Origin of the sequence: Castellaniella sp., assembly GCF_049651205.1 — a bacterium.
GTDB lineage: Bacteria > Pseudomonadota > Gammaproteobacteria > Burkholderiales > Burkholderiaceae_B > Castellaniella.
The window spans coordinates 337516-363596 of sequence record NZ_JBASBR010000012.1; the positions used below are offsets into that span (position 1 = coordinate 337516).

Annotated in this window: 20 protein-coding genes, 1 tRNA gene and 1 riboswitch; of the genes, 6 read left to right on the forward strand and 15 right to left on the reverse strand. The window is 60.3% G+C overall.

Going from position 1 to position 26081, the window contains the following annotated elements; all coding sequences use genetic code 11:
* Window positions 1-46: 46 nt before the first annotated feature.
* Together WA928_RS08920 and ispB are read right to left on the reverse strand one after the other, a co-directional pair.
* Window positions 47-123 (reverse strand) — tRNA-Pro (locus WA928_RS08920).
* 58 nt (window positions 124-181) lie between these two features.
* The gene (ispB, locus tag WA928_RS08925; protein ID WP_424302395.1) at window positions 182-1147 is read right to left on the reverse strand and encodes an octaprenyl diphosphate synthase; all 966 of its coding nucleotides are present in this window, start codon (window positions 1145-1147) and stop codon (window positions 182-184) included.
* Window positions 1148-1248: 101 nt separating this feature from the next.
* Here ispB and WA928_RS08930 point away from each other — a divergent pair, with 101 nt between their 5' ends.
* Together WA928_RS08930 and WA928_RS08935 are read left to right on the forward strand one after the other, a co-directional pair.
* Window positions 1249-2100: an ATP-binding protein gene (locus WA928_RS08930; protein ID WP_424302537.1), complete on the forward strand. Its 852-nt coding sequence runs from the start codon at window positions 1249-1251 to the stop codon at window positions 2098-2100.
* 41 nt (window positions 2101-2141) lie between these two features.
* A complete protein-coding gene (locus WA928_RS08935) occupies window positions 2142-3134 on the forward strand; it encodes a Nudix family hydrolase (RefSeq protein ID WP_424302398.1) in 993 nt (330 codons plus the stop codon).
* Between the two features lie 40 nt (window positions 3135-3174).
* Here the strand turns inward: WA928_RS08935 and WA928_RS08940 are convergent, their stop codons facing one another.
* The 7 genes from WA928_RS08940 to WA928_RS08970 are packed head-to-tail and all read right to left on the reverse strand — an operon-like array spanning window position 3175 to window position 14172.
* Window positions 3175-4626 carry an efflux transporter outer membrane subunit gene (locus tag WA928_RS08940; RefSeq protein WP_424302401.1) on the reverse strand — a complete coding sequence of 484 codons (1452 nt, stop codon included), beginning with the start codon at window positions 4624-4626 and terminating at the stop codon, window positions 3175-3177.
* A complete protein-coding gene (locus WA928_RS08945; RefSeq protein ID WP_424302404.1) occupies window positions 4619-7729 on the reverse strand; it encodes an efflux RND transporter permease subunit in 3111 nt (1036 codons plus the stop codon). Before WA928_RS08945 ends, WA928_RS08940 begins: the two co-directional genes overlap by 8 nt.
* A complete protein-coding gene (locus WA928_RS08950; protein WP_424302407.1) occupies window positions 7726-10812 on the reverse strand; it encodes a multidrug efflux RND transporter permease subunit in 3087 nt (1028 codons plus the stop codon). The genes WA928_RS08945 and WA928_RS08950 overlap by 4 nt, the downstream gene beginning before the upstream one ends.
* Complete coding sequence (locus WA928_RS08955) at window positions 10809-11996, reverse strand: efflux RND transporter periplasmic adaptor subunit (RefSeq protein WP_424302410.1); 1188 nt, start codon at window positions 11994-11996, stop codon at window positions 10809-10811. Before WA928_RS08955 ends, WA928_RS08950 begins: the two co-directional genes overlap by 4 nt.
* 11 nt (window positions 11997-12007) lie before the next feature.
* Window positions 12008-12760 (reverse strand): cell division protein ZapD, encoded by a 753-nt coding sequence (gene zapD, locus WA928_RS08960; protein ID WP_424302414.1) that lies wholly within the window; start codon window positions 12758-12760, stop codon window positions 12008-12010.
* Between the two features lie 12 nt (window positions 12761-12772).
* The gene (gene coaE, locus WA928_RS08965) at window positions 12773-13405 is read right to left on the reverse strand and encodes a dephospho-CoA kinase (RefSeq protein WP_424302417.1); all 633 of its coding nucleotides are present in this window, start codon (window positions 13403-13405) and stop codon (window positions 12773-12775) included.
* 20 nt (window positions 13406-13425) lie between these two features.
* Window positions 13426-14172 carry a prepilin peptidase gene (locus WA928_RS08970; RefSeq protein WP_424302420.1) on the reverse strand — a complete coding sequence of 249 codons (747 nt, stop codon included), beginning with the start codon at window positions 14170-14172 and terminating at the stop codon, window positions 13426-13428.
* Here WA928_RS08970 and WA928_RS08975 point away from each other — a divergent pair.
* Entirely contained in the window at window positions 14171-14869 is a 699-nt protein-coding gene (locus tag WA928_RS08975; RefSeq protein WP_424302423.1) for a hypothetical protein, read from the forward strand. The genes WA928_RS08970 and WA928_RS08975 overlap by 2 nt on opposite strands.
* Here WA928_RS08975 and WA928_RS08980 read toward each other — a convergent pair.
* The 4 genes from WA928_RS08980 to WA928_RS08995 form a co-directional block, all read right to left on the reverse strand.
* Window positions 14796-15161 (reverse strand): response regulator transcription factor, encoded by a 366-nt coding sequence (locus tag WA928_RS08980; protein WP_424302426.1) that lies wholly within the window; start codon window positions 15159-15161, stop codon window positions 14796-14798. The genes WA928_RS08975 and WA928_RS08980 overlap by 74 nt on opposite strands.
* Window positions 15162-15385: 224 nt before the next feature.
* Window positions 15386-16237 carry a pantoate--beta-alanine ligase gene (gene panC, locus WA928_RS08985; protein WP_424302429.1) on the reverse strand — a complete coding sequence of 284 codons (852 nt, stop codon included), beginning with the start codon at window positions 16235-16237 and terminating at the stop codon, window positions 15386-15388.
* Window positions 16238-16258: 21 nt separating this feature from the next.
* Window positions 16259-17128, reverse strand: coding sequence for a segregation and condensation protein A (locus WA928_RS08990; RefSeq protein WP_424302432.1), 870 nt, complete (start codon window positions 17126-17128; stop codon window positions 16259-16261).
* Window positions 17129-17137: 9 nt separating this feature from the next.
* On the reverse strand, window positions 17138-17329 hold the full coding sequence (locus WA928_RS08995; protein WP_424302435.1) for a DUF3460 family protein: 192 nt from the start codon (window positions 17327-17329) through the stop codon (window positions 17138-17140).
* Between the two features lie 127 nt (window positions 17330-17456).
* On the opposite strand from WA928_RS08995, the gene WA928_RS09000 reads away from it, so the two are divergent.
* On the forward strand, window positions 17457-18824 hold the full coding sequence (locus WA928_RS09000) for a DHA2 family efflux MFS transporter permease subunit (protein ID WP_424302438.1): 1368 nt from the start codon (window positions 17457-17459) through the stop codon (window positions 18822-18824).
* Here the strand turns inward: WA928_RS09000 and WA928_RS09005 are convergent.
* Window positions 18807-19610: a helix-turn-helix transcriptional regulator gene (locus tag WA928_RS09005; RefSeq protein WP_424302441.1), complete on the reverse strand. Its 804-nt coding sequence runs from the start codon at window positions 19608-19610 to the stop codon at window positions 18807-18809. The two genes, WA928_RS09000 and WA928_RS09005, sit on opposite strands and share 18 nt — an antisense overlap.
* A gap of 14 nt (window positions 19611-19624) precedes the next feature.
* The gene (metH, locus tag WA928_RS09010) at window positions 19625-23398 is read right to left on the reverse strand and encodes a methionine synthase (RefSeq protein WP_424302444.1); all 3774 of its coding nucleotides are present in this window, start codon (window positions 23396-23398) and stop codon (window positions 19625-19627) included.
* Window positions 23399-23652: 254 nt separating this feature from the next.
* Between metH and WA928_RS09015 the strand changes: the two genes are divergently transcribed.
* Together WA928_RS09015 and WA928_RS09020 are read left to right on the forward strand one after the other, a co-directional pair.
* Window positions 23653-23808, forward strand: coding sequence for a hypothetical protein (locus WA928_RS09015; RefSeq protein ID WP_424302447.1), 156 nt, complete (start codon window positions 23653-23655; stop codon window positions 23806-23808).
* A gap of 80 nt (window positions 23809-23888) precedes the next feature.
* Window positions 23889-24065, forward strand: a riboswitch (cobalamin riboswitch).
* Window positions 24066-24165: 100 nt separating this feature from the next.
* Window positions 24166-26079, forward strand: coding sequence for a TonB-dependent receptor domain-containing protein (locus tag WA928_RS09020; RefSeq protein ID WP_424302450.1), 1914 nt, complete (start codon window positions 24166-24168; stop codon window positions 26077-26079).
* Window positions 26080-26081 lie beyond the last annotated feature (2 nt).

Here is a 26081-nt window from a genome sequence, read left to right on the forward strand (position 1 = left end):
AAAAACAAAAAGCCCTTGTTTAACAAGGGCCTTCTATTAAATGAATTGGTCGGGGTGACATGATTCGAACATGCGACTCCTACGTCCCGAACGTAGTACTCTACCAGGCTGAGCTACACCCCGACGGTGATGCCAGACGGCCAATGGCCCAAAAAAGGGCCCGCCATCTGCGGGAAACATTTCAGCGGTCGCGCTCGACCGCGAAAGCAGAGAATTTTATCAGAGTTTCGCGGTAAACGGAATCGGGAAAGACATCCAGTGCCTGGCGCGCGAGGCTGGCCTCGTGGGCCGCTGCTTGCCGGGTGTACTGCAAGGCGTCAGTGGCATGAATCGCGCGGGCCACGGCCTCGAAATCGGCTTCACCGGTTTCGATGGCACGGCGGATCAGGGTGCGTTGCTCGGGTGTGCCGATTTCGAGCACCCGGATAAGCGGCAAAGTGGGCTTGCCCTCGCGCAAGTCGTCACCAACGTTTTTGCCCAGGGCCTGAACATCACCGCTGTAATCCAGCACGTCGTCGATGAGCTGAAAGGCCGTACCGATATGTCGACCATAGGCTGCCGCAGCAGATTCTTGTTGCGCAGTGGCACCCGAGATAATGGCGCCCACCTGTGCCGCCGCCTCGAAGAGTTTGGCCGTTTTATAACGCACCACCTGCAGATAGCGATCCAGGGAGACATCCGGATCGTGCACATTGAGCAGCTGCAGGACTTCACCCTCGGCGATGATGGTGGTGGCGGCAGACAGCACGGCCATGGCCTCCATGGAGTCGGACTCGACCATCATTTCGAAGGATCGGGAATACAGGTAATCACCCACCAACACGCTGGCTGCATTGCCAAACACGGCATTGGCGGTTTCACGGCCGCGGCGCATGTCAGACTCATCCACCACATCATCGTGCAGCAAGGTGGCGGTGTGGATGAACTCCACCACCGCAGCCAGGCGGTGGTGGTTATCTCCGTGGTAGCCCAGCGCCCCCGCCACCAGCAGCACCATGGCCGGGCGCATGCGCTTGCCGCCGGCCCCCACGATGTAATCACCGATGGTGCGGATCAGGACAACTTCGGAATCCAGGCGCGAGCGGATGACAGCATCCACTGCTTGCATATCGGACACTATGGGGGCGAAGAGTTCGGAGAAATTCAAGACTGACCTGCAGACGGGTGGTGCGGCGCCGGCAGCGGCCGCAAAGACCCAGATTATACTTTCCTGATCACATTCAGGAGAAACCCGTGTCCGACCCTCAAATGCAGGCGCTTGTCCAACGTGCCATGGGCGTGCTGGCCCAGATCGAGGCCTGGTTGCCGCCTGCTCCCCCCGCCATCGACTGGACTGCCCAAGCGTTTCGTTGGCAGCGCCGTGGCGCACGGGGTTGGCTGGACGCGGTACACCGCATCGCGCCCATCCACCTGGACGATCTGCAACACGTCGAGCGCCAAAAAAGTGTGCTTGAGCGCAACACGCGGGCGTTTCTTGAGGGCAAACCCGCCAACAACGTCCTGATGACCGGCGCCCGCGGTACGGGCAAGAGCTCGCTGGTGCGGGCGCTGCTGGATGCCTATGGTGCACAGGGCCTGCGTCTGATCGAAATCGACAAATCCGATCTGGGCGACCTGGGCCAGATCATCGAACTGATCTCCGGACGCCCCGAGCATTTCATCATATTTTGCGACGATCTCTCGTTTGAAGAAGGCGAGGCAGGCTACAAGGCTCTGAAATCCGCACTGGACGGCTCAGTGTCCTCTCCTGGCGACAATCTCCTTATTTACGCCACATCCAACCGCCGGCACCTAATGCCCGAATACATGCACGAGAACCTCGACGCCCAGCATCAGCCCGATGGCGAAATCCATCCCGGTGAAACCGTCGAAGAAAAAATCTCGCTCTCCGAGCGCTTTGGCCTGTGGCTGTCTTTTTATCCTTTTGCGCAAAACGATTACCTGGATATCGTCAACCACTGGCTGGCGTTTCATGGCTGCACCGACAGCCAGATTCAGGCCTCACGCCCCGAAGCCCTGCAGTGGGCACTCGAGCGCGGCTCGCGATCCGGCCGCGTGGCGCGCCAGTTTGCGCGTGACTGGGCAGCACGCCAGCTTTGATGGCCTATGATGATCACCCCGTCTCCCAATTGATTGCACGTATGAGCACTTCCAAACCGTATATCCGCGTGGCTGCAGGCCTTATCCTCGACTCCCGTGGACGCCTGCTCCTGGGACAGCGTCCCGATGGCAAGGCCTGGCCGGGCTGGTGGGAGTTTCCCGGAGGCAAGATCGAGGCCGGCGAGACCGTCGAGCAGGCACTGGTGCGCGAGCTGGACGAAGAGCTCGGCATCCATGCCACTCAGGTATATCCATGGATAGTGTATGTGCACGAATACCCCAAATCCGTGGTCGAGCTGGCCTTCTGCCAGGTCACTGCCTGGGAAGGCGAGCCCCATGGCCGCGAGAACCAGGCGCTGGATTGGGTAGACCCCTGGGACATCCGCCTGAACGAATCCGAGCACCCCATTGCGCCGGGCGGCGGGTCTTTGCTGCCCGCAGCCACCCCGCCGCTGCGCTGGCTGCGGCTGCCGCCGCTGTATCGCATCAGCCAGATTGGCAGCCCAAGCCAAACAGAAGATTGGCTAACCCGGTTGCGCCAGGAACTGCTCTCGGGCTTGCAACTGGTGCAATTCAGAGAACCCCACTGGCAAGGCGACGAGACCAGCCTGCTGGCCGCCTTTGAAGCCACCCTGGCCTTGTGCCGCCAGCATGGCGCCCGGTGCCTCATCAATAGCACGCACCCGCAGGCCTGGTGGGCCCGGGCAGACGGTGTGCAACTGCGTGCCACCGATGCTGCCCTGGTATTGCAGCAAGACACCCGCCCTCCCGGCTGGTTGGGCGTGTCTGCACACAATGCCCAGGAGATCGACTGCGCGCGTGAGCTGCAAGCCGATTTCGTGGTGCTGGGCCATGTGCTGGATACCGACACGCACCCCACGCAAGCCGCCATGGGCTGGGAGACATTTGCCCAACTGGCAGCCACTGCAGGACGCCCGGTGTTTGCTGTAGGCGGGCAATCTGCCGCCACTCTGGAGACTGCTCGCCAGCATTGGGCCCACGGCGTAGCCGCCATCCACGGCACCCTGGTGTAGCCAAACAGCCTGGCGGCTGCCCAGGCCCCCCTGCGCCTGATTACTCCGCGCTGACGGGCGTTTGCCCGGCCTTGGCGGCATCCTGACTGGGTTGTGTATAGCCACCGCCCAGTGCCGCCATCAGCAGCACGGCTGCCGTGAGGCGCTGCGCCTGAAGATCCAGGGTGTTTTGCTCGGCCGACAAGGCACTGGCCTGGGCCTGCACCACACTCAGATAATCCACCAAGCCTGCCTTGTACTGATTGGTCACCTGTCGCAAGGTCTCGCGCGAGGCGGCCAGGGCACGGTTTTGGGCGGCTTGTTCGCGCACTAGTGAAGCCGATTGCACCAGGGCGTCTTCTACCTCACGCATTGCATCCAGCACGGTTTTGCGGTAGGCCGCAGCCTGGGCATCGTAGCCCGCCTGCGCCGAATCCACAGCCGCACTGCGGGCCCCTCCGTCAAACAAAGACAAGGCCAGGGCCGGCCCGATAGTCCAGAACCGTGCGGGTGCCAGCAACCACGAAGCAAACTCACCTGCACGATAGCCCCCCTGTGCGCTGAGCGTGATATCCGGAAACCATGCGGCTTGCGCCACGCCGATCCGTGCATTGGCCTCACGCACACGGCGCTCTGCCGCTGCAATATCGGGACGATGCTGCAGCAATACCGACGGGACACCCACCGGTACCTCAGGGGCTTGCACCGGCATGGAACCCGCCGGCAGATTGAAATGCGCCGGCACCTGGCCCACCAGCACGGCCAGTGCATGGATGCTCTGTTCACGCTGCCAGCCCAGCCGGATCCGTTGCACCCGCACCTGCTCGAGCTGGGCTTGCGCTGCTGCCACATCGGCCGAGGACGCCACGCCGGCTGCATAGCGGTTACGGGTCATCTCCAGGGCACGCTGGTATTCGTCGTAGGTTTGGCCCAGCAAGGCGTCCTGCTGCTGACTAGTACGCACGGAAAAATAGGTTTGCGCCAATGTTGATTGCAGGCTCAGGCGCATGGCTGCGAGATCTGCCTGGCTGGCCTGTGCGCCGGCCCGTGAGGCCTCGATACCACGGCGCACCCGCCCCCAGAGATCAAGCTCCCAGCTGGCCGTGGCCGACAAAGAGTAATTGGTGGCGGGATTATTGGCACTGGAGATTCCCTGGCCCGCCCGGGATCTGGAGGCCGAGGCATCCAGCGTGGGGAAAAGCCCCGCCCGTGAGCTTGCCAGCGCAGCCTGCGCCTGGCGATACTGCGCCTCGGCCTGGACGAGATCCAGGTTTTGTGCCGACAACCGCGTCATCAGCTCATCCAGCTGCGGATCATTGAAGCCCTTCCACCAGGCAGGCTCGAGCTGCGCCATTCCTGGTTCTGCCGGACGCCACTGGCCGTCGGGGGCATGGGCGTAGACCACCCCAACATCCTGGACAGGCCGCTGATAATCCGGCCCCACGGCACACCCCGCCAGCAACACACTGGCCAGCAATGACAACAGACGACAGGACAGACGGACATCAGGCATGAGGCACCACAGGGTGATAAGAACGGGGCGTATGCGGGCGCCAGCGCCGGTGCAGGCGATCCAGGCTCAGATACACCACTGGGGTGGTATATAGCGTCAGTATCTGGCTTACCAGCAATCCCCCCAAAATGGTAAGCCCCAACGGCTGGCGCATCTCGACACCTGCCCCCGTAGCCAGAATCAGGGGCAAGGCGCCCAACATGGCCGATACGGTGGTCATCAGGATCGGGCGCAGGCGCGCCAGACAGGCGCGGTAAATGGCTTCGCGCGGATCCAGCCCCTCGCGGCGCTGCACCTGCAGGGCAAAATCCACCATCATGATGGCATTTTTCTTGACAATGCCAATCAGCAAAAACACCCCGATCAGCGCGATCAGAGTGAACTCCATATTAACCAACCGCAGGGCCAGCAAGGCACCGATCCCTGCGGACGGCAGCGTAGAAAGGATCGTGATCGGATGCAGCAGGCTCTCATACAGCATCCCCAGCACCAGATACATGGCCACCAGTGCCGCCAGCAACATCCAGGGCTGCTGCGCCACCGAATCACGCATCAAACTGGAGCTATCATCCAGACCTGCCTGCAGTGCCTGACTGGGCAGATTGATGCGGGCGACAGCGCGATCAATAGCCGCCAGGGCCTGGGCCAATGACACGCCCGGTGCCAGCCCGAAGGACACTGAGTCAGCCGCCAACAGTCCTTCATGATTGACCGACCGTGGTGCAGTGCCCTCTTCCACCTGGGTAAAGGCCATCAGGGGCACACGCAGCCCCTGATCATTGACCACCTGCAAGGCCTGCAAAGAATGGAGATCACGGGCATATTGCGGCTGCACCCCCATCACCACATGGTATTGGTTGAGGTCGCCATACAGCACGGCCACCTGACGCTGACTGAAGGCGTTATTAAGCACACCCGCGAGATCCGCCATCTGCACCCCGGCACGTCGCGCGGCATCACGATCCACTACCAGCTCCAGGCGGCGGCCCTTGTCATCCACGTTATCGTCCACATCCACCAACTCGGGCAAGCCCGCCAGCACAGTCCTAACCTTGGGCAACCAGTGAGTCAGCAGGGCAAGGTCGCTACCCATCAACTGGTAGGAATACGAACCCGCCCGCGACGAGTGGCCGACAAAGATATCTTGCTGTGGCACCAAAAACATGCGTGCACCCGGGGTGTGCTCGAACTTTGGGCGCAGGCGGTTGACCAACTGGTTGGCACTGACATCACGCTGATCCAGTGGCTTAAGCTGGATCTGGATGAAGCTGGAGTTGCTGCCCCCGCGCCCGCCGGCATAGGCGGTGACAGTATCTACCGCCGGATCAGACAGCAGCACCTTGCGAAACGCATCCAGCCGCTGCTGGGTTTCTTCAAACGACGTGCCGGTATCCACCCGAAAAAAGCCCAGCAGCTGCCCGGTATCCTGTTGCGGAAAAAACCCTTTGGGCACGCTGATATACAGGTAGACATTCAAACCGATGGTGGCCAAAAGCAGCAGCAGCACAAGACGGGAGTGATCCAGCGCCCAGCGCAAAGAATGCTGGTAACCCACCGCCACCCGCTGACCCATCGCCTGCAGGCCGCGTGCCAGCAGGTTGCGCCGCACAGGCGCCGTGGGCGGGCTGATACGCAGCAGGCGTGCCGCCATCATCGGCGTCAGGGTGACGGAAATCAGCAGGGACACCGCGATGGCGGCCGAGAGCGTGACGGCAAATTCTTCGAACAACCGCCCCACCAGCCCGCCCACCAGCCACAAGGGGATGAACACGGCAATCAGCGAGATGCTCATGGCGAGCACGGTAAAACCCACTTCGGTGACACCGCGCAAGGCCGCCCGCGCAGGCTTCATCCCCCGCTCGACATAGCGCATGATGTTTTCCAGCACGACGATGGCATCATCCACCACAAAACCAGTGGCAACGATCAGGGCCATCAAGGAAATGCTGTTAAGGCTGAAACCAAACCACCACATCAGGCTGAAGGTGCTGATCAGCGATGCTGGCACTGCGATGGCCGGAATCAGCGCGGCCCGCCAGTTGCCCAGAAACGCAAACACCACGGCCACCACCAGCACCACCGATAGCACGAGGGTAAGCTCGGCTTCGTACAGAGACGCCCGGATACTGGGCGTGCGATCCTGGGCAACCGTCAGGCGCACCGACTCGGGCAGCAGCGCCTGAAATGCAGGCAACAAGGCCCGCACCGCATCGACTGTTTCGATGATGTTGGCGTCTGTCTGGCGGCGAATGATCAGCAATACAGCCGACTTATCGTTGAAATACCCCACCTGATTGGTGTCTTCAATTGAGTCCTGCACCTGGGCCACATCACTGAGCCGCACCGGGCGCCCGTCTTTCCAGGCCACGATCAGGGGCGCGTAATCAGCCGCGCGGCGCAGCTGGGGGTTGGCCAGAATCTGCCACTGGCGCTCATCCACCTGCACCAGCCCGCCAGGGCGCATCGAATTCACATCCTGCAGCACCTGACGCACGCGATCCAGCGACACACCCATGGATTCAAGGGCTCTGGGATTGAGCAGAACCCGCACGGCCGGCAAAGAGCTGCCACCCAGGGTAACCTGCCCCACCCCGTTCACTTGCGAGAGCTTCTGGGAAAGCACCGTGGAGGCGAGATCATAGAGCTCACCCTGAGTAGCGGTGTCTGAAGTCAGTGCCAATGTCATCACAGGCGACGAGGACGAGTTGACCTTGCGATACACCGGATTGCCACGCATGCCCGAAGGCAATGACGGCCTGGCCGCATTGATGGCCGCCTGCACATCCCGCGCAGCATTGTTGATATCACGATCCAGATCGAACATCAGCGAGATATTGGTCTGTCCCTCGCTGCTGCGCGAACTCATGCTGGTGACCCCGGCAATCGCGCCCAGCGATTGCTCCAGGGGCATGGCCACGCTGGACGCCATGGTTTCAGGGCTGGCGCCCGACAACGAAGCCGAGACCGACACCATCGGAAAATCCACTTGCGGCAGCGGCGCCACCGGTAGAAACCGCCAGGCCAGGGCCCCTGTCAGCACCATCGCCAGACACAACAAGGCAGTGCCCACTGGCCGGCGCAGGAACAGGGCAAAGAACCTCATGGCGTTTTATGCCCGGGCCGCCAGCGCTGCCCCAGGCGCTCGAACATCAGGTAGATGACAGGCGTCGTAAACAAGGTGAGCAACTGGCTGCACAGCAGGCCGCCCACCATCGCCAGGCCCAGGGGCTGACGCAGCTCTGCGCCAGAGCCGGTTGCCAGCATCAGGGGGATCGCACTGAAAAATGCCGCCAGCGTGGTCATCAGGATGGGCCGAAAACGCAGCAAGGCGGCCTCGTGGATGGCGGCCCGTGGCCCCAGGCCGCGTTCGCGCTGTGCATCCAGTGCAAAATCAATCATCAATATGGCATTTTTCTTGACGATCCCGATCAACAAAATGATGCCTATGATGCCGATCATGTCGAGCTCGGTGCCGCCAATCCATAAGGCCACCAGGGCGCCAATGGCTGCCGAGGGCAAGGTGGAGAGAATGGTGACGGGGTGAATCAGGCTTTCGTATAGCACCCCCAGCACGATGTACATGGTGACCACCGCCGCCAGCAGCAACCACAGCGTGCTGGACAGCGACGCCTGAAAAGCCCTGGCCGCCCCCTGAAATTGAATCTCCAGGCTATCGGGCATGCCCAATTGTTGATGCGCCGACTCAATCGCCTGGACGGCATCGGAAAGCGCAACGTCTGGTGCCAGATTAAAGGACAGGGTTGCGGCGGGAAACTGCCCCAGGCGCTGCACGGCCAGATGAGTGGTACCCGGCACAAACCGCGCCACAGACGATAAAGGAGTGACGGCGCCACTGGCCGTGGGCACATACAGATGTGACAGCGCCTCGGGGCCGCCGCCCGTCAACATGCCATCGGCCTCAAGGACCACGCGATATTGTGCCGACTGCGTATAAATGGTTGAAATCAACCGCTGGCCAAAAGCATCGTAAAGAGCGTCATCGATGGCAGACTGCGTAACCCCCAGGCGCGCCGCAGCATCGCGATCCACCTCTACCTGCAGGCCCAGGCCACGGTTTTGCAAGTCGCCCGCTACATCACGCAACTGCGGCAAGGCCTGCATGGCCTGCACCAAACGGGGCACCCATTGGTCCAGCGCGTCTTCATCCAGGCTGGCCACCGTCATCTGAAACTGCGCCCGGCTGATTTGGTCTTCGACGGAAAGTTCTTGTACCGGCTGCAACCAGGCTTGCAGCCCCACCACAGTTTGCAAAGAATCCCTCAGGCGCGCCATCACTTCGGTGGCGCGGGCATCACGACTGGAAAGCGGCTTGAGCGTAATCTGCAGCCTGCCGGTGTTTAGCGTGGTGTTGTTACCGTCAATGCCGATAAACGAGGCAACCGAAGCGACGGCAGGATCCTGCAGCACCCGCTGGGCGGCAGCCTGCTGCAACTGAGACATCCGCGAAAAAGACACTGTTTGAGGGCCCTGGGTGATGGCCTGCAGGGCGCCAGTATCCTGCTGCGGAAAAAAACCCTTGGGAATGCCCAGATACAGCAAGGCGGTAACCGCCAGCGTGCCTGCTGCAAACCACAGGGTGGCCGTCTGGTGACGCAACACCCATTGCAAGCCGCGGTCGTAGTCGGCCACCAGCCGATCCATCCACCGGCCGCAGGCCTGCACAAAACGCCCCCCCGTTTGGACAGATTGTGATTTCAACATGCGCGCGCACATCATGGGCGTGAGCGTAAGGGAGATCAGCAACGACAGCAGGATGGCTACGGCCAACGTGATGGCAAACTCACGAAACAGGCGCCCCACCACATCCGCCATAAACAGCAGCGGGATCAGAACCGCCACCAGCGATACCGTCAGGGACACCAGGGTAAAACCGATCTGTTTGGCGCCGCGCAAGGCCGCAGTGAGGGGGTCTTCGCCTTCTTCGATATGGCGGGCGATGTTTTCAATCATCACAATCGCGTCATCCACCACAAAACCGGTGGCAATCGTCAACGCCATCAGGGTCAGGTTATTGATGCTGAACCCAAGCAAAAACATCAGGCCAAAAGTGCCCACCAAAGACAATGGCACCACCACCCCGGGGATCAGCGTGGCACGCCAGGTACGCAGAAAAACAAAAGTGACGGCTACCACCAGGGCGATGGCCAGCAGCATTTCAATTTGCACATGATTCACAGAATCGCGGATGGTTTGTGTGCGATCAGAGGCAATCTGCAAATCCACCCCGGTAGGCAGGGTTTCGCGCAACCCCGGCAACAGGGCCTGAATCTGATCCACCACATCAATAACATTGGCACCTGGTTGGCGCTGAACATTGAGCAACACCGCTGGTGTCTGGTTAAACCACGCTGCCTGGTAGAGGTCTTCGGGCCCACGGGTGATTTGCGCGACATCCCCCAGACGCAAGGGCGCACCGTTTTCGTAGGCAATAATCAGCTGCCGGTACTCGGCCGGATCTTTCAGCTGATCGTTGACGCTAATCGTGAGCGAGCGTTGCGGCCCATCGAGATTACCCTTGGGCTGATTGACATTGGCCTGCGTGATGGCCCTGCGGACATCAGCCAGACTGAGCTTATGCGCCGCCAGTGCCTGCGCATTTACCTGTACCCGCACGGCGGGCCGCTGACCGCCAGTGACACTCACCAGGCCCACCCCGGAGATCTGGGCGAGCTTTTGCACCACCCTGACTTCGATGAGGTCACGCACCTGATCCAGCGGCAAAGAGGGCGAGGTGACGGCCAACGTCATCACAGGCGCATCGGCTGGGTTTACTTTCCGGTAAACAGGTGGTGCCGGCATATCACCAGGCAACAGGTTGGAGGCTGCATTAATGGCGGCCTGCACCTCTTGCTCGGCCACATCCAGCGGCAAGCCCAGATCAAAGCGCAAGGTGATGCGCGACGAGCCCCCGGAACTGGTGGATAGCATCTGTGACAGGCCAGGCATCTGTCCCAGCTGGCGCTCCAGTGGCGAAGTCACCAGCGCCGTCATGACATCCGGCCCCGCCCCTGGATACAAGGTAGTGACCTGAATGGTGGGGAAATCAACCTGTGGCAAGGCCGATACCGGCAACTCGCGATAAGCCAGCAAGCCCGCCAGTGCCAGGGCCACCATGGCCAGAAACGTGGCAATTGGCCTCAGGATGAACGGACGCGAGAGGTTCACGACATCGGTTCCGTTCCGGCTTCGGGCGTGACGATTTCTACTGTACTGCCCTCACGCAGGCGATCAGTGCCTTCGAGGACAATGGTGTCGCCCGCCTGCACACCGGAAGTCAGTAAAACCTGATTGCCATCATCCACGCCTGAGGTAACGGGTACCACATGCGCTTTTTTCTCAGCATCCAGCCGATAAACGTACTCGCCCGCCGAGCCCCTTTGCACCGCCCGCAAGGGCACCAGCAAGCCGGTTTCTATGCCCAGCCGCAGACGCACCTGCACAAACTGATTGGGAAACAGGGATTCATCCGTGTTATCAAAACGGGCCTTTAGTTGCACAGTGCCCGTCGCGACATCAATCTGGTTATCCACCGCCACCAGCGTGCCGGTCGCCACCACGGTGCTGCCCGTCTGTCCCAGTAACTGGGTTTGCAGTGTCTGCCCTGCCTCACGTGCCGCCAGTACCGCAGGCAGCCATGTTTGCGGGACGGCAAACAGCACATCAATGGGCTGATTTTGCGTCAGCACCACGATGCCATCGGTATCGGACGCATGCACCATATTGCCGATATCCACGCGACGCAGGCCCAGACGCCCCGATACCGGCGCCTTGATTTCTGTGTAACTGAGCTGCAGCTCGGCATCGGCCACGGCCGCCTTGTCGATCATCGCCTGGCCCTGCAGCTGGTTAACCTCTGAGCGTGCGGTATCGAGCTGCTGGCGGGCGACGGAATCCTGTTTGAAGAGCTTCTCGTAGCGGGCCAGATCGCGACGCGCGTTTTCGAGTTGCGCAGCATGTTGCTGCTGTTGGCCCTTGGCCTGCTGCAGCTGGATTTGATAGGGTTTGGGGTCGATCACGGCCAGGACATCCCCCGCCTTTACCAACTGGCCATCCTCAAAATCAAGCGACTGCAGGGGGCCATCGACCCGGGCGCGAATGGTGACGGTAGCGGGTGCCGTGACGGTGCCCAGAGCACGCACGGTGCGATCGATTTGCCCGGATTGAACGGTCACAACCGAGACGGGTGTACTGCCCCCCATCCCCGCCATACCACGAAACCCTCCACCCCCAGTCCCTGGGGTACTGGCAGGCCAGAACCACCAGCCGGCAAACACCAGCAATATACACACCAGGATCCACACCCAGACCCGGCGGCGCCCGCCTTCAGGCGACGTCGTGATGTTATCCATGGAGAACAGCCCTAAAGATTGCAGCGCGCCAGCCGAAAGGTGACATCAGCACCGACGGGTTGCGGCTTGACCTCGTTATCCTGGGTGGAGAATCGTACCCAGATCACGTACTTGTTGGCACTGATTTCGGGAAACACGCCATGCTGGGAATCCACCCAGACACGCAGCAATTGAAATGTTTTGCCACCCAGCATCTCTTGGTAGGCGCCCTGGCTGGCCATGTGTTCGCGGGCGTCGCCTGCATCGCGCAACAACTGAAGGATCAGCGCCATGGTGCGATGCAGGGGCAACATGGGTTCGATCCAGTGCTGGAGATCACGGATGCGGACATCGGCCGGTTTGACCTGCCAGGCGTAATACGAAGGCAGATCAATGGGCGAGGAGCCGCCTGGCACCGAGATGCGCCCTCGCAGGCTGGCCAGCCATTCGTTGTCGCGCAGGCACTGGCCAATGCGCCCCTGGCCTGCCAGTGCAGCCGATACCGCCTGGATCTCTTCAAGAAGCGTATCCAGTGTTTGACGATCGACACCTGGGTGCTCGCGCAGAGCTGCCAAGGCAGTGCGATGACGATCCAGATCCTGGAGGGTGGCCGTGCGCACATCGGCACGCTCGCAGATATCGAGGAGATCGAACAAGGTGGTGAGGGCCACCTGATGAAAATGGGGGTCTTCGCCTCGGGCAAAGAAAAACAGACGATCGAAAAGGTACTCTACCCGCAGGAGAGTGCGCACACGTTCATTACAGGGGTATTCGTAGAGAATCACACGCAACAGACCCTAATCATGAATGGCCGGCCCATCGGACGACCGGGAAGCCAGACTACACCACAACTGATGGCAGTGCCAGGATCGCTGTCGCAGAACCTGCAGATCGGTGGCGCCATCATTGAGGATGACATCGTCGGCCGCAGCCAACCGATCGGCCCGAGAAGCTTGAGCGGACATGATACGCCCAATGGTCTCTGGCGTCAGCCCGCTGCGCTCACGTACACGGCGGATTTGGGTCTCGGGATCGCAATCCACCACGCAGATGCGATCGACCTGGTCGCGCCAGCGACCCGACTCGACCAACAAAGGCACCACGAACACCCGATAAGGCCCACGGGCCTGCTCGGCCTGATGTTGCACTTCCTGACGAATCAGGGGATGCAAAATGGCTTCGAGTTGCCGGCGGACAGCGGGATCGGCAAACGCGTGTTCACGCATCCAGGCGCGATCCATGCTGCCATCGGGGAGGATGGCGACAGCGCCAAATGCAGCGGCCAACGGGGCGATAGCCCCCCCCCGGGGGGCCGTCAGCTGGTGGGCAATCTGGTCGGTGTCGATCAGCGCAGCGCCCCAACCGGCCAACAGATCTGCCACTTGTGTCTTGCCGGATCCGATTCCACCTGTCAGGCCGATGGACAGCATGTCAATATCCCTGCATCAAATCAAAGCATGACTGTACCCCAGGCCTGCGGGAAAAACAGACTGGGTACCGTGGCCAGTGCCAGATAGGGCCCCATCCGGTATGCACGCTGCCCCCGCCAGGCGCCTGCCAGCAGCCAGACCAACAAGGCGCACCCGCAGGCCAGCCACAAGATGGCCAAGGCGGGCAGCATACCCAGCCAGGCAGACAACATGGCCAGCAGCTTGACGTCTCCACCGCCAAAGCCCTCACGCAGGCGAACCTGGCGGTATCCCCACGCCACAAGGCTCAGCATGGCCCAGACGGTTACAGAAGAGACCAACGCAGTAATAAACGGCTGACCCCCCAGCAGACAACCCAAGGCCCACCCGGGCCCTGTCAGCGCATCGGGCAACAGACCACTGTGATGATCCAGGCTGGCCAGCACAGCCAGCCACCCGCCCAACAACAGCCAAGGCCAGCACAAAGACCCATGCATCTGCCACAGCAGCAGAGCCATGAAGCCAAGCCCCACCGCTGCGGCCACATCCAGCCAGTGCCATGCACAGCAGCAACAGGCAGCCCGGGCCGCACGCCACAAAGTGGCGGCATTGGCAGGTGCACCTTGCTGCAAGCAACCCTGATAATGCAGACCCCACACACGCAGACGGCTGCCCAGCAGCACACTGGCCAGCACGGCCAATGCCAGCCCACCAAGGCCCCAGAAGATGCCCAAGACCAGCACAAATGCGTAGAATGGCGTTTTCGCCCATTTGACGGATATTGTCATGCTGCGCCCTGTAAACCGCTTATCAACCCGCTTGCTGGGCCTTGGCCTGGTGGTACTGCTGGGGGCCTGTGCCCAGCAACGCGAGCCCGGCTACTATGATTCACCCCGCGAAAGCACGGCCTCGGATGCCATGCAGCGCGCGCAAGGCGGCACCGGAGGCCAGGCACCCGCCCAACTGCAACTGGGCTTTGGCCAAAACCAGGCCACAGATACGCAAGCTGCCCAGGCACAGGCCGGTACAAACATCGGCGACACACCGGCAGCAACAGAAACCACGCCGGCACAGGCCAGCAGCACCGGTACAACCGGCCGCCAAACCCCCGATATGCTGGCTGATACCCGAACCTATCTGGGCACCGTGGCCTGTACCGCAGGCGCTGGCTGTGCGCCCAATCGCCTGACACTTACCCTGGCACCCGACGGCCAGTGGCGCGCGCGGATGGCTCCGGTTGATCAGCAAGCGGCCACCACAGCCATGGGCTGCTGGTTTCTGACGGGTACCGCACCGGTGCGCATCATGTTGCAAGCTGGGCAACAAACCTATGCCAGCTTGAGCTTCACGTCATCCAATGTGCTGCAGATCGACCGCCTGAATGGCCAGGTGCCCTTGCTGACATCGAGCCTCACCCGCCAGGCAGATCTTGACCCCATTGCCGAGTTATCTGGCAAGCCGGCACAACCGTGCCCGGCAAGTTAAACCGGCCAATACACGCCGACGCCTGACCAAAGTGATCAGCGGCCAGCGGCCGCTGGCTCTGGCTTATCCAGTGGCTGGTCAGTTCTACCGCATTGCGCACACCCATCTTGGCAAATACACGCGCCCGATGGGCTTCGATGGTGCGTTGCGACACACCGAGCTCGAGCGCAATATATTTGTTGGAGCGGCCTTGTGTGATGTACTGCGCAACCTGACGCTCGCGCGAGGTAAGGCCTACCGGCCCGGTGCGGGCCGATAGTACACCCTGTTTTCTCGAATCGAAACAAGACATGGTTATCCCCTTTTTTCTTGATATGGGGGGATTGTGCCATGGCGATTACGGGTTGCCATCTGCCAGCTCTGACAGGCTGTCATTTGCACCAAGCTGCCATAAATAACGGGTATTTACAGGCGGCAAATCATCAAGATCACTACGTGTCTCTCATCCTGGAGAACACCTGAAAACAGTGGCTGCAGTCCAGGACTGCCAACACAGGGGGGCGACTGCCCGCAGCCTCAGGACAACTGGAACTCCAGGTTGTCAATGAGCCGGGTGGTACCCAGGCGTGCCGCTGTCAGCACTACCAAGGGCTCACCATTGTGGATTTCGTCGGCAGTGGGTGGCAGAAGATCGCGCTGCCGGCGAACCGCCACATAATCGGGATCCCAGCCACGATCATGCAATACCTGCATTGCCCGCGCTTCGGCGGTTTCACGCACTCCGTCGCCCTGGAGAAGCTGGTCGCGCACGCCTTGCAGCAGGCCATACAGCTGCGGGGCCTCGGCGCGCTCGGTGGCCGACAAAAACCGGTTGCGCGAGGACATGGCCAAGCCGTCGGGGTCGCGCACGGTTTCGTGGGCGAGTATCTCGACAGGCAGCTGAAACTGCCGGCACATGGCGCGCACCACCATCAATTGCTGATAGTCTTTCTTGCCAAACACGGCCACACGCGGCTGCACACAGGAAAACAGCTTCATCACCACGGTACTGACGCCCACGAAGAAATCTGGCCGGAACTCGCCTTCAAGGATCTTGCCCAGATTGTCACCCGGCTGAATACGAAAATTTTGCGGCTCGGGATAAAGCTCGCGCTCGTCTGGGGCAAACAAGACATAGACGTCGCGTTCACGCTCCATTTTCTCGATATCTTCGGCCAATGTGCGGGGATAACGATCAAAATCTTCGTTGGGGCCAAACTGCAGCCGATTGACGAAAATACTGGCAACCACCGGATCACCATGCTGGCGGGCCAAACGCATCAATGACAAATGGGCCGCATGGAGGTTACCCATGGTGGGCACAAAGGCAACGCGCAACTGGCCTCGCAGCTGGTCACGCAGATCTTCGATGGTGTGGACGACTTTCAAAGCGGGCTCCGGCGCGGGCACTCAGGCCGAACGCGTATAGGACAATCTGACATACAGTGGCGCATAGGGCGCTGCCTGGGTAATTTCCAGCAAAGACTCGCGGGCAAGTTCCAGCAAAGCCAGAAAATGCACAACAATGACGGCAGCGGGCTCACCCATGCCTACGCGTTCGAGAAAAAGCTCGGTAAATTCGATAAAGCGCACATCCGACAAGCGACGCAAAATGTGGCTCATGTGATCGCGCACAGACAGCTGCTCGCGTGTGATGCGGTGATTGGCATTAAGACGCGCCCGCTGCAGGATGGCGTTCCAGGCGTCACGCAAATCATCAGGGCTTACCTGCGGCAGCAAGGTTTCTGTCTGGTGCTGGGCCAGTGCGTGGCTGAGCAGGAAATCCCGGCCCTGACGGGGCAAGGCATCCAGACGCTGGGCAGCCAGTTTCATCCGCTCGTATTCAAGCAGGCGGCGCACCAGCTCGGCACGCGGGTCTTCAACTTCTTCGCCGGTATCCGACTGCCGAACCGGCAACAACATGCGCGACTTGATCTCGATCAGCAGTGCCGCCATCAGCAGGTACTCGCCGGCAAGCTCCAGGTTGCTGCCGCGAACCTGTTCGACATAGCCCAGGTATTGTGCGGTCACTTCCGCCATCGGAATATCCAGCACATTGAAATGCTGCTTGCGTATCAGGTAGAGCAGCAGATCCAGCGGGCCCTCGAAGGCCTCGAGAAATACTTCGAGCGCATCAGGCGGGATGTAAAGATCCTGGGGGATCGCAAACAGAGGCTCGCCATAAAGACGAGCCAAGGCAATGTGATCAATGACATCCGGTGTGCTGTCGACAGCCGGAGTCATCAAGGCATCCAGGCCAGTCGAGGGATCTGGCTGCATGTGGATGAATCAGGCGTTTTGGTAATACACGTAAGGATCTTGCGCCACCTGGGCGGCACGAAACCCATCTTGTTGCTCGGCATCGAGCGCTTTGTCCCAGAGACGAAACCGACCCTCGCGTTGACGCGCCTCGGTGTCGGCATTCTCGGTTTTGTACTGCGTGATGAACTGTGTGAGTTCGGATGTGAAGTTGTTTGCCATAATAGTGTCTTAGTGATCTCTGTGACCCATGCGCCAAGTGTACTGCACCCGGCGCATTTGCGTGCCCATGCCAAGCCCCAGCCCAGCCAGTCCCGTTACTCCCAGCACCCGCACACGAGAACAAAAGATGATCCCCTTTATCGTGGGCTGCGCCTTGTTCATGCAAATGCTGGATTCTACGGTGGTGGCCACCGCCCTGCCTGCCATGGCGCTGGATTTTGGTACCAGTGCCGTCCACATGAACATCACCATCACCAGTTATCTGCTGGCCACTGCCGTGTTTGTCCCGATCAGTGGCTGGGCCGCCGACCGCTTTGGCGCCCAGCGGATATTTCTTGCCGCCATTGTGCTGTTTAGCCTCAGCTCGGCCGCCTGCGCACTTTCCCAGACGCTGTCGCAGCTGGTTGCCGCCCGGGTTGCTCAGGGGGCTGCCGGTGCCATGATGGTACCGGTGGGGCGCATTATCCTGCTGCGACGCATACCGAAATCCGAACTTGTGCAGGCCATGGCATTTTTGACACTGCCTGCGCTTCTGGGCCCGGTGCTGGGCCCGCCGGTGGGCGGGTTTCTGGTTACCTATGCCTCATGGCACTGGATATTTCTGATCAATATCCCGGTGGGCATCTTCGGGATTGCGCTGATCCGGCGCTATATCGCCCGTGACATCCCGGACAATCGTCCGCGCCTGGATACCCTCGGGTTTATTCTCAGCGGCGCGGCCATGGCCTCACTGATGGTCTTTCTGGAAGCCGTGGGCCACGCCAGTTTCAGCCTATCCACCCTGCTGGGCCTGCTGGCACTCGGTCTGCTGTGCAGCATTCTGTATATACGCCATGCACGCCACGCCACCTACCCCATCATTGATCTCAGCCTCTTGCGCACCCAAACCTTTGCCGTATCGGTGCTGGGCGGCAATCTATGCCGTTTCGCCAGCGGCGCATCACCCTTTTTGCTGGCCATCCTGCTACAGGTGGGCTTCGGCCTGTCCGCCTTCTCTGCCGGGATGATCACGTTTACCTCAGCGGCGGGTGCGCTGCTGATGAAGCTGGTGGCCACACCCATCGTGCACCGTTTTGGCTTCAAGCGGGTGCTTACCTGGAATGCCCTGATCGCCGCCAGCTTCACGGCGGCCTGCGCGCTGTTTCAGGCCACCACCCCTGTCTGGCTGATGGTCACCGTCTTGCTGGTGGGTGGCTTTTTCCGTTCGCTCCAATTCACTGCGGTCAATGCGCTTACCTACGCTGATCTGGACTCCGCCCAGATGAGCCGGGCCAGCAGCTTTGCCGCCACGGCCCAGCAATTGGGAATCAGCCTTGGGGTGGCCTGTGCGGCCGTCACATTAAATCTCAGCATCAGCCTGCGCGGCGGCCTGGAAGCCAATCGCATCGACGTGGTGTGGGGGTTTGGCGTAACTGCCTTGTGTGTGGCCCTATCGGCCCTGTCGTTTCGGCGCTTGTCCGCGCGCTCGGGTAACCAGCTACGCCACACCCGCTGACGAATCCTGCGCCAACAGCATCACCAGCTTGCAGTCTGTCCGGATCGCCAACCGAAACGTGAACTGTCGGAAACGCACCCGGCCGTCCCGGGGATGCTGGAAATCACGCAAGCCGCCTTCGCGATCAACCACGGTTTGCCGCGTCCAGCAATGCGCAAACAAAGGGCTGCCGGCCTGTAGCTCGCTCACCAGAGATTGAATCAGGGGGTCGCCGGCCAGAGCGGCCACATCGGCACGAAACTCGGCCACCACCCGTCGGGCGCGATCCTCCCAATCCACAACCAGGGTTCGCGCGGCCGGATCCATAAAAATATAGTGCAGCAGATTGGCCCGCCCCCGCCCCGGCCAGCCATCAAACAAGGCTTGCAGCGGTGCATTCCAGGCCAGCACATTCCAGGCCTGATCCAGAATATAGGCAGGCCCCTGGATGCTTTGCACGCAGTCGTCCAGCCCGTCGGGCAAGGGAATGCTTTCCAGGTGTCCGGCCAGAGGATCCGCGCACTCGGCCAGGTTGAATAGATAGTGACGCTCAGCCCGCGCCAGACGCAAGACATCTGCCAGGCGGCACCAGACATCCACCGATACCGAAATATCACGCCCTTGTTCGATCCAGGTGTACCAGGTGCTGGAGATCTCGCAAAGCTGGGCGATTTCTTCGCGACGCAGCCCCGGTGTGCGCCGCCGCAGACCGGCGGGCAAGCCGTGGTCGGCGGGGCTTACGCGCGCGCGGGCACTGCGCAGAAACGCACCCAGTGCCAGGCGGCGTGCCGCATCATCGCGCGACATGGCAGCCAGGCCGCCTAGCGCAAGGTGCTGGCCAGGGTGCGCCGTACATCTTCTTCGTCGCGTCCGGTACGTTGCACATAATCAGCCACCTGATCAGCCCCGATATTGCCCACATTGAAATACTTGGACTGTGGATGGCTGAAGTAGAACCCGCACACGCTGGATGCCGGCATCATCGCAAACCCTTCGGTCAGCTGCATGCCGATGTCGTCACACGCCAGCAGATCGAACATCTCGCGCTTGACGATATGCTCTGGACAGGCAGGGTAGCCTGGCGCCGGGCGGATGCCCTGGTATTTCTCGCCGATAATGTCCTCGTTGGGCAGATCTTCGTCGGGCACATAGCCCCAGAGGTCGCGCCGCACCCTGGCATGCAGGGTCTCGGCAAAACCTTCGGCCAGGCGATCGGCCAATGCCTTGAGCATGATGACCGAGTAGTCGTCTCCGGCATCCTGAAACTGCTTTTCGTGCGTTTCAATACCGAGGCCACCCGTGACAGCAAACATGCCGATGTAGTCGGTGATCCCGGAATCCTTGGGCGCAATGAAATCGGCCAGACACTTGTTGTCCACACCCTGGCGTTTTTCGGTCTGCTGACGCACACCACGCCATGTCAGCAGCACCTCGCTGCGGGTTTCATCGCGATAGATTTCGATGTCATCGTCGTTGATGCTGTTGGCCGGATAAAACGCCACAATGCCATTGGCGGTCAGCCAGCGGTTTTCGACAATGCGCTTCATCATTGCCTGGCCTTCTTCGTACAGCTTCACCGCCTGCTCGCCCACCACCTTGTCGGTGAGAATCGCCGGAAACTGAGCCATCAGGCCCCACGACTGGAAGAACGGTGTCCAGTCCAGGAACTTCAGGATCTCGTGCAGATCGTAATGCTTGAACACCCGCCGGCCGATAAACTTGGGGCGCGGCGGGGCGTAATTTGCCCAATCGATGGCCGGCTTGGCCTCGCGGGCCTGCTCGATGGTCAGCATCGGCGTGGACTTGCGATTGGCATGGCGCTCACGCACAAGCTCGTATTCGGCGGCAACTTCTTTGAGGTACGTATCAACCTGATCGGACATCAGGTTGGTGGCCACACCCACCGAGCGGCTGGCGTCCGGCACATAAATCACAGGCCCGTCATAGTTGGGGGCAATCTTGACCGCGGTATGCACCCGGCTGGTGGTGGCACCGCCCACCAGCAGCGGGATGTTGCGATCGCGGAAATAAGGGTCGCGCTGCATCTCGGAGGCCACGTAAGCCATTTCTTCGAGGCTGGGGGTGATCAAGCCCGACAGGCCCACCATGTCGGCGCCAACTTCTTTGGCCTTGTCCAGGATCTTGGAGCACGGCACCATCACACCCATATTAAAGACTTCAAAGTTATTGCACTGCAAGACGACCGTGACGATGTTCTTGCCAATATCGTGCACATCGCCCTTGACGGTGGCAATCACCAGCTTGCCCTTGGAGCGCACATCGCCGCCGGCATCTGCCAGCTGGCGCTTTTCTTCTTCGATGAACGGCAACAGATGCGCAACGGCCTGCTTCATGACCCGGGCTGATTTCACAACCTGCGGCAAAAACATCTTGCCTGCACCAAAGAGATCGCCCACGACATTCATGCCATCCATCAGCGGGCCCTCGATGACTTCGATGGGCCGTCCACCCGCCGACATGATCTCCGCGCGGATTTCCTCGGTGTCTTCGACAATGAATGTGGTGATGCCGTGCACCAGGGAATGCGTCAGGCGCTCGCGCACCGTACCTTCACGCCAGGTGAGGTCTTCTTCTTTTTTGGCACCCGAGCCCTTGATGGTCTCGGCCAGCTCGACCAATCGTTCGGTGGACGTGCGCTCGTCAGCCAGGTCTGTCTTGCTGACCGGCTCTGCGCGATCCAGCACCACGTCTTCAACCAGATCCCGCACCGCTTTGTCGAGCTCGGAATACACGCCCAGCTGACCGGCATTGACAATACCCATGGTGAGGCCACGCTGCACGGCGTAATACAGAAACACCGCGTGAATCGCCTCACGCATGGCCTCGTTGCCGCGAAAGGAGAAGCTGACGTTGGAGATCCCGCCCGACACCCGTGCATGCGGCAGGTTTTCGGTGATCCAGCCCGTGGCTTCGATGAAATCCACGGCGTAATGATTGTGCTCGTCGATGCCGGTGGCAATGGCAAACACGTTGGGGTCGAAAATAATGTCTTCCGGTGGGAAGCCCACCTGGTTGACCAGAATATCGTAGGCCTTGCTGCAAATGTCGATACGCCGCTGCAGGCTGTCGGCCTGGCCATCGGTGTCAAACGCCATCACCACCACAGCCGCCCCGTACTTGCGGCACAGGCGGGCCTGTTCGATGAAAGGCTCGACACCTTCTTTCATGGAAATCGAGTTGACAATGCACTTGCCCTGGACGCAGCGCAGGCCAGCTTCGATGACAGGCCACTTCGAACTGTCGATCATCACCGGCACCCGGGAAATATCGGGCTCGGAGGCCAGCAGATTGAGAAACCGCGGCATCAGCACCAGGGCGTCCAGCATGCCCTCATCCATATTGATGTCGATAATCTGTGCGCCGCTTTCCACCTGCTGGCGCGCCACCGACAGTGCCTCGTCAAATTTCTCTTCACGAATCAGCCGCAGAAACTTTTTACTGCCTGTGACGTTGGTGCGCTCACCCACATTGATGAACAAGGTATCGCGGTCGAAATTTAGCGGCTCAAGCCCAGACAAACGTGTTTTGACAGGGATCTCGGGCGGTTTGCGATGGGGCAGGCCCTGCACCTTGCGGGCGATTTCACGGATGTGCTCTGGGGTGGTGCCACAGCATCCACCCACCACATTGACCAGCCCGGCCTGGGCAAATTCTTCAAGCAGGCTGGAGGTGTCGGCCGGTGTTTCGTCAAAGCCGGTTTCTGCCATCGGGTTAGGCAGACCTGCATTGGGATAGACACACACATAGGTGTCGCAAATCTTGGAGAGCTCAGCCACATAAGGGCGCATCAGGGCAGCACCCAGGGCGCAGTTCAGGCCGATGGTGACCGGCCGTGCGTGGCGCACGGAATTCCAGAAGGCCTCTACCGTTTGCCCGGACAAAATACGGCCCGAGGCATCCGTGACCGTACCGGAAATCATCACGGGCAGCCGCACCTGGCGCTCGTCAAAGACAGATTCAATCGCAAAAATGGCTGCCTTGGCGTTCAGGGTATCGAAAATGGTTTCAACCAGCAGCAAATCCACGCCGCCATCAAGCAGGCCATTGATTTGCTCGGTGTAGGCCACGCGCAGTTGTTCGAAGGTGACATTGCGTGCGCCCGGGTCATTGACATCGGGCGACAGCGAGGCCGTTTTGGGTTGCGGCCCCAAAGACCCTGCCACGAAGCGCGGGCGATCGGGTGTCGCCACTGCATCACAGGCTTCGCGAGCCAGGCGTGCCGCCGCCAGATTGAGGTCGTAGGCAATATCCAACAGGCCGTAATCACCCTGGGCCACACGGGTAGCACCAAAAGTATTGGTTTCCACCACATCGGCACCCGCTTCCAGATACGCCTGGTGTATCTCCCGGATCACATCGGGACGCGTGAGCGAAAGAAGATCATTGTCGCCTTTCAGATCATGGTCGTGATCCTTGAACTGCATGCCACGGAAATCAGCTTCCTCCAGCTTGTAGCGCTGGATCATGGTGCCCATAGCCCCATCCAGCACCACAATACGCTGCGCCAGCAAGCGCACGAAGTCGGCACCTCGGGTATAGGATTCGATGGGATACGGCAAAGCGGGATAGGACACGGCAGGACCTGGAAAAATTGAAGAATAGACACTGATTGTATCGTCGCGCCCGCAGCCAGAGAGAACACTGCAACAAACTGCCTGTCTCAAACCCTTGCAACGCCCCATGCGCTGCGCGGTGGCATTCGGGCCACAGACCACAAAAACAAGGGAAGGCAAGACTGTTCAAATCCATTCATGTTTGCTACACTAGGGTTAACCCTGTAAGGGATTTCACTAGTTACTCGATGAAAATTAATCATAAGGAGAGCAGCATGTTGGTACCTTTTTCTAACTACCCGGTCAACGAAGCCTTCGAGCGCCTGATGGCTGAAGAGCGCGCCGCACGTGCCAACCGCCCTCAAGTCAGCCTGATAACCCGCGTCCTGAGCGCATTGCTGGGCGCCAACCGCCAGCCTGCCCACGCCTGATCACAGGTATTACCCCCGTCACCAAGCTTTGGTGGCGCATAACGGCTGCCGACAGGCAGCCGTACGTTTTTTAGCCGCTTATAATGCCCGACGAAACAGGTATGTTCTAACGCCTTCTTTGCAATAGAACATCAAAACGGGAAACAGGTGGCTTAACCCCAAGCCCAACTGTGCTGCCCCCGCAACGGTGCGTATGTTCTCCAGCCTTGAGCTGGTTGGCATGCCAGCCCGATACCGGCCTGCTTCAACCACCTGGCCGCCTGCTGGCCACACGGTGCTCTGTCAACAGAGCGCGTGCCGGGCTTGCAGGCCTCGATCATTTGGGTGTGCGGGGACGCACACCACACAGGGCTTACCATGACTACCTCATTTTTGCGGCATGCCATTGCCGCTGCCTGCCTGTCCGGCGCGTTTCCCGCCACCCTCCTTGCACAAACCCCTGCTGTCACTGTCTTGCCAGACATTGTTGTGACGGCCAGCCGAACTCCGGAACCCCTGGCCGATGTGGTTGGGGACGTGTCGGTGATCAGCCCCAAGCAACTGGCCGAGGCCCGCGGCGACAGCGTGATTGACATCCTGGCCCGCACGCCCGGTATACAAGTCAGCACCAACGGCGGGCCGCAAACCGTCAGCAGCCTGTTTTTACGAGGTACCAACACCGCCCACGCCCTTATCCTGATTGATGGTATGCGGATCAATGGCTCCAGTGCCGGTATCGTCAATTTTGCAGCGATCGATCCAGCCATGCTGGAACGCATCGAAATTCTGCGAGGAGCGGCCAGCAGCCTATATGGCTCGGATGCCATCGGCGGTGTCATCAACCTGATCACCAAAAAGGGCCAGCAGGATCAGCCACTTTCTGCCTGGGCCAATGTGGGTTACGGCACGTACGAAACTGCAAAAGCCAGTGCCGGGATATCAGGTGCGTCTGAAAAATGGGACTACAGTTTCTCGACCAGCACCGCCAACAGTAAGGGCTATGACGCCACACACCCCTATCTGGCCAATGGCAAACGTAATTTCAACCACACCTCCGATAAAGACGGCTATCGCAGCCACTCGGTATCGGGCACGCTGGGCTACCGCTGGGCCAAAGGCCACCGCCTGGGCCTGACGGCCTACGACAGCTACACCCACGGCGACTACGACAATGGGTTTTCATCCACCGCCAACGTGGTGGCCCTGTACCGCCAGCAGGCCTACAGCCTGGACAGTACCGATGAAATCCTGCCGGGCTGGCGCAGCCACCTGAAATTTGGTTTTACCCGGGATAACTACGATGACCGTGGCGCGCAGGCGGTGGTCAACTCTCTGAAGCGCCACTACAGCTGGCTGAATACACTGGCACTGGGCGATTACCAGGAAATTTCTTTACTGCTGGAGCGCCAGGAAGAGCGCGTACAAGGCACCACGCATTTTGAGGAAGACGCCCGTAACACCAATGCGGCCGCACTGATTTACAAAGCGGATTACCAGCGGGTGCATGCCCAGGGCAGCCTGCGCAACGACAATATCTCTGGCTACGGCAACCAGGCCACCGGTAGCCTGGGGCTGGATTTTGATCTGAGCAACGACTGGCAAGTGGGCGTGGCGGGCAACACCGCATTTCATGCCCCCACGTTCAATGACCTCTATTGGCCATTCCAGGATTTCGGGTTTTTTGGATCGTATGTTGGCAATCCCAATCTGAAACCCGAGAAATCCCGCAATTTCGAGGCACATTTCCAGTATCAGAATGCAGACACTCGCCTGCGCCTGACGGCCTACCGGAATGTGATTGAGAATCTGATCAGCGGCCAGACAGATCCTGTCACGCAGGCATCAACACTGATGAACATCCACCACGCAACGATTCGTGGCCTGACACTCAGTGCCGAACAAACCTTGGGCAACACCACCCTGCGTGCCAGCGCCGATTTCCTCGATCCACGCAACGACGATCCGAAACCCGCCGCTGGCTTCACGCCTGCCGAAGGCTCGATGCTGCCTCACCGGGCGCGACAGGTGTTCCACGCCAGCGTCGAACACCGCATCCAGGCCCTGAAGCTGGGTGCCGAATACCAGTACACGGGCAACCGCTATGAAGACGCCGCCAACACAAACCGCCTCGGCGGCTATTCCCTGCTCAACCTGACCGCCGCCTACGACTTCAACAAGTCTCTGGGTGTTCAGGTGCGCTGGAACAACGTCCTTGATAAGGACTATGTGCTGGTGGATGGCTACAACACACCAGGCTCCAACGTGTTTGTAAATCTGTCCTGGAAGATGTAAGC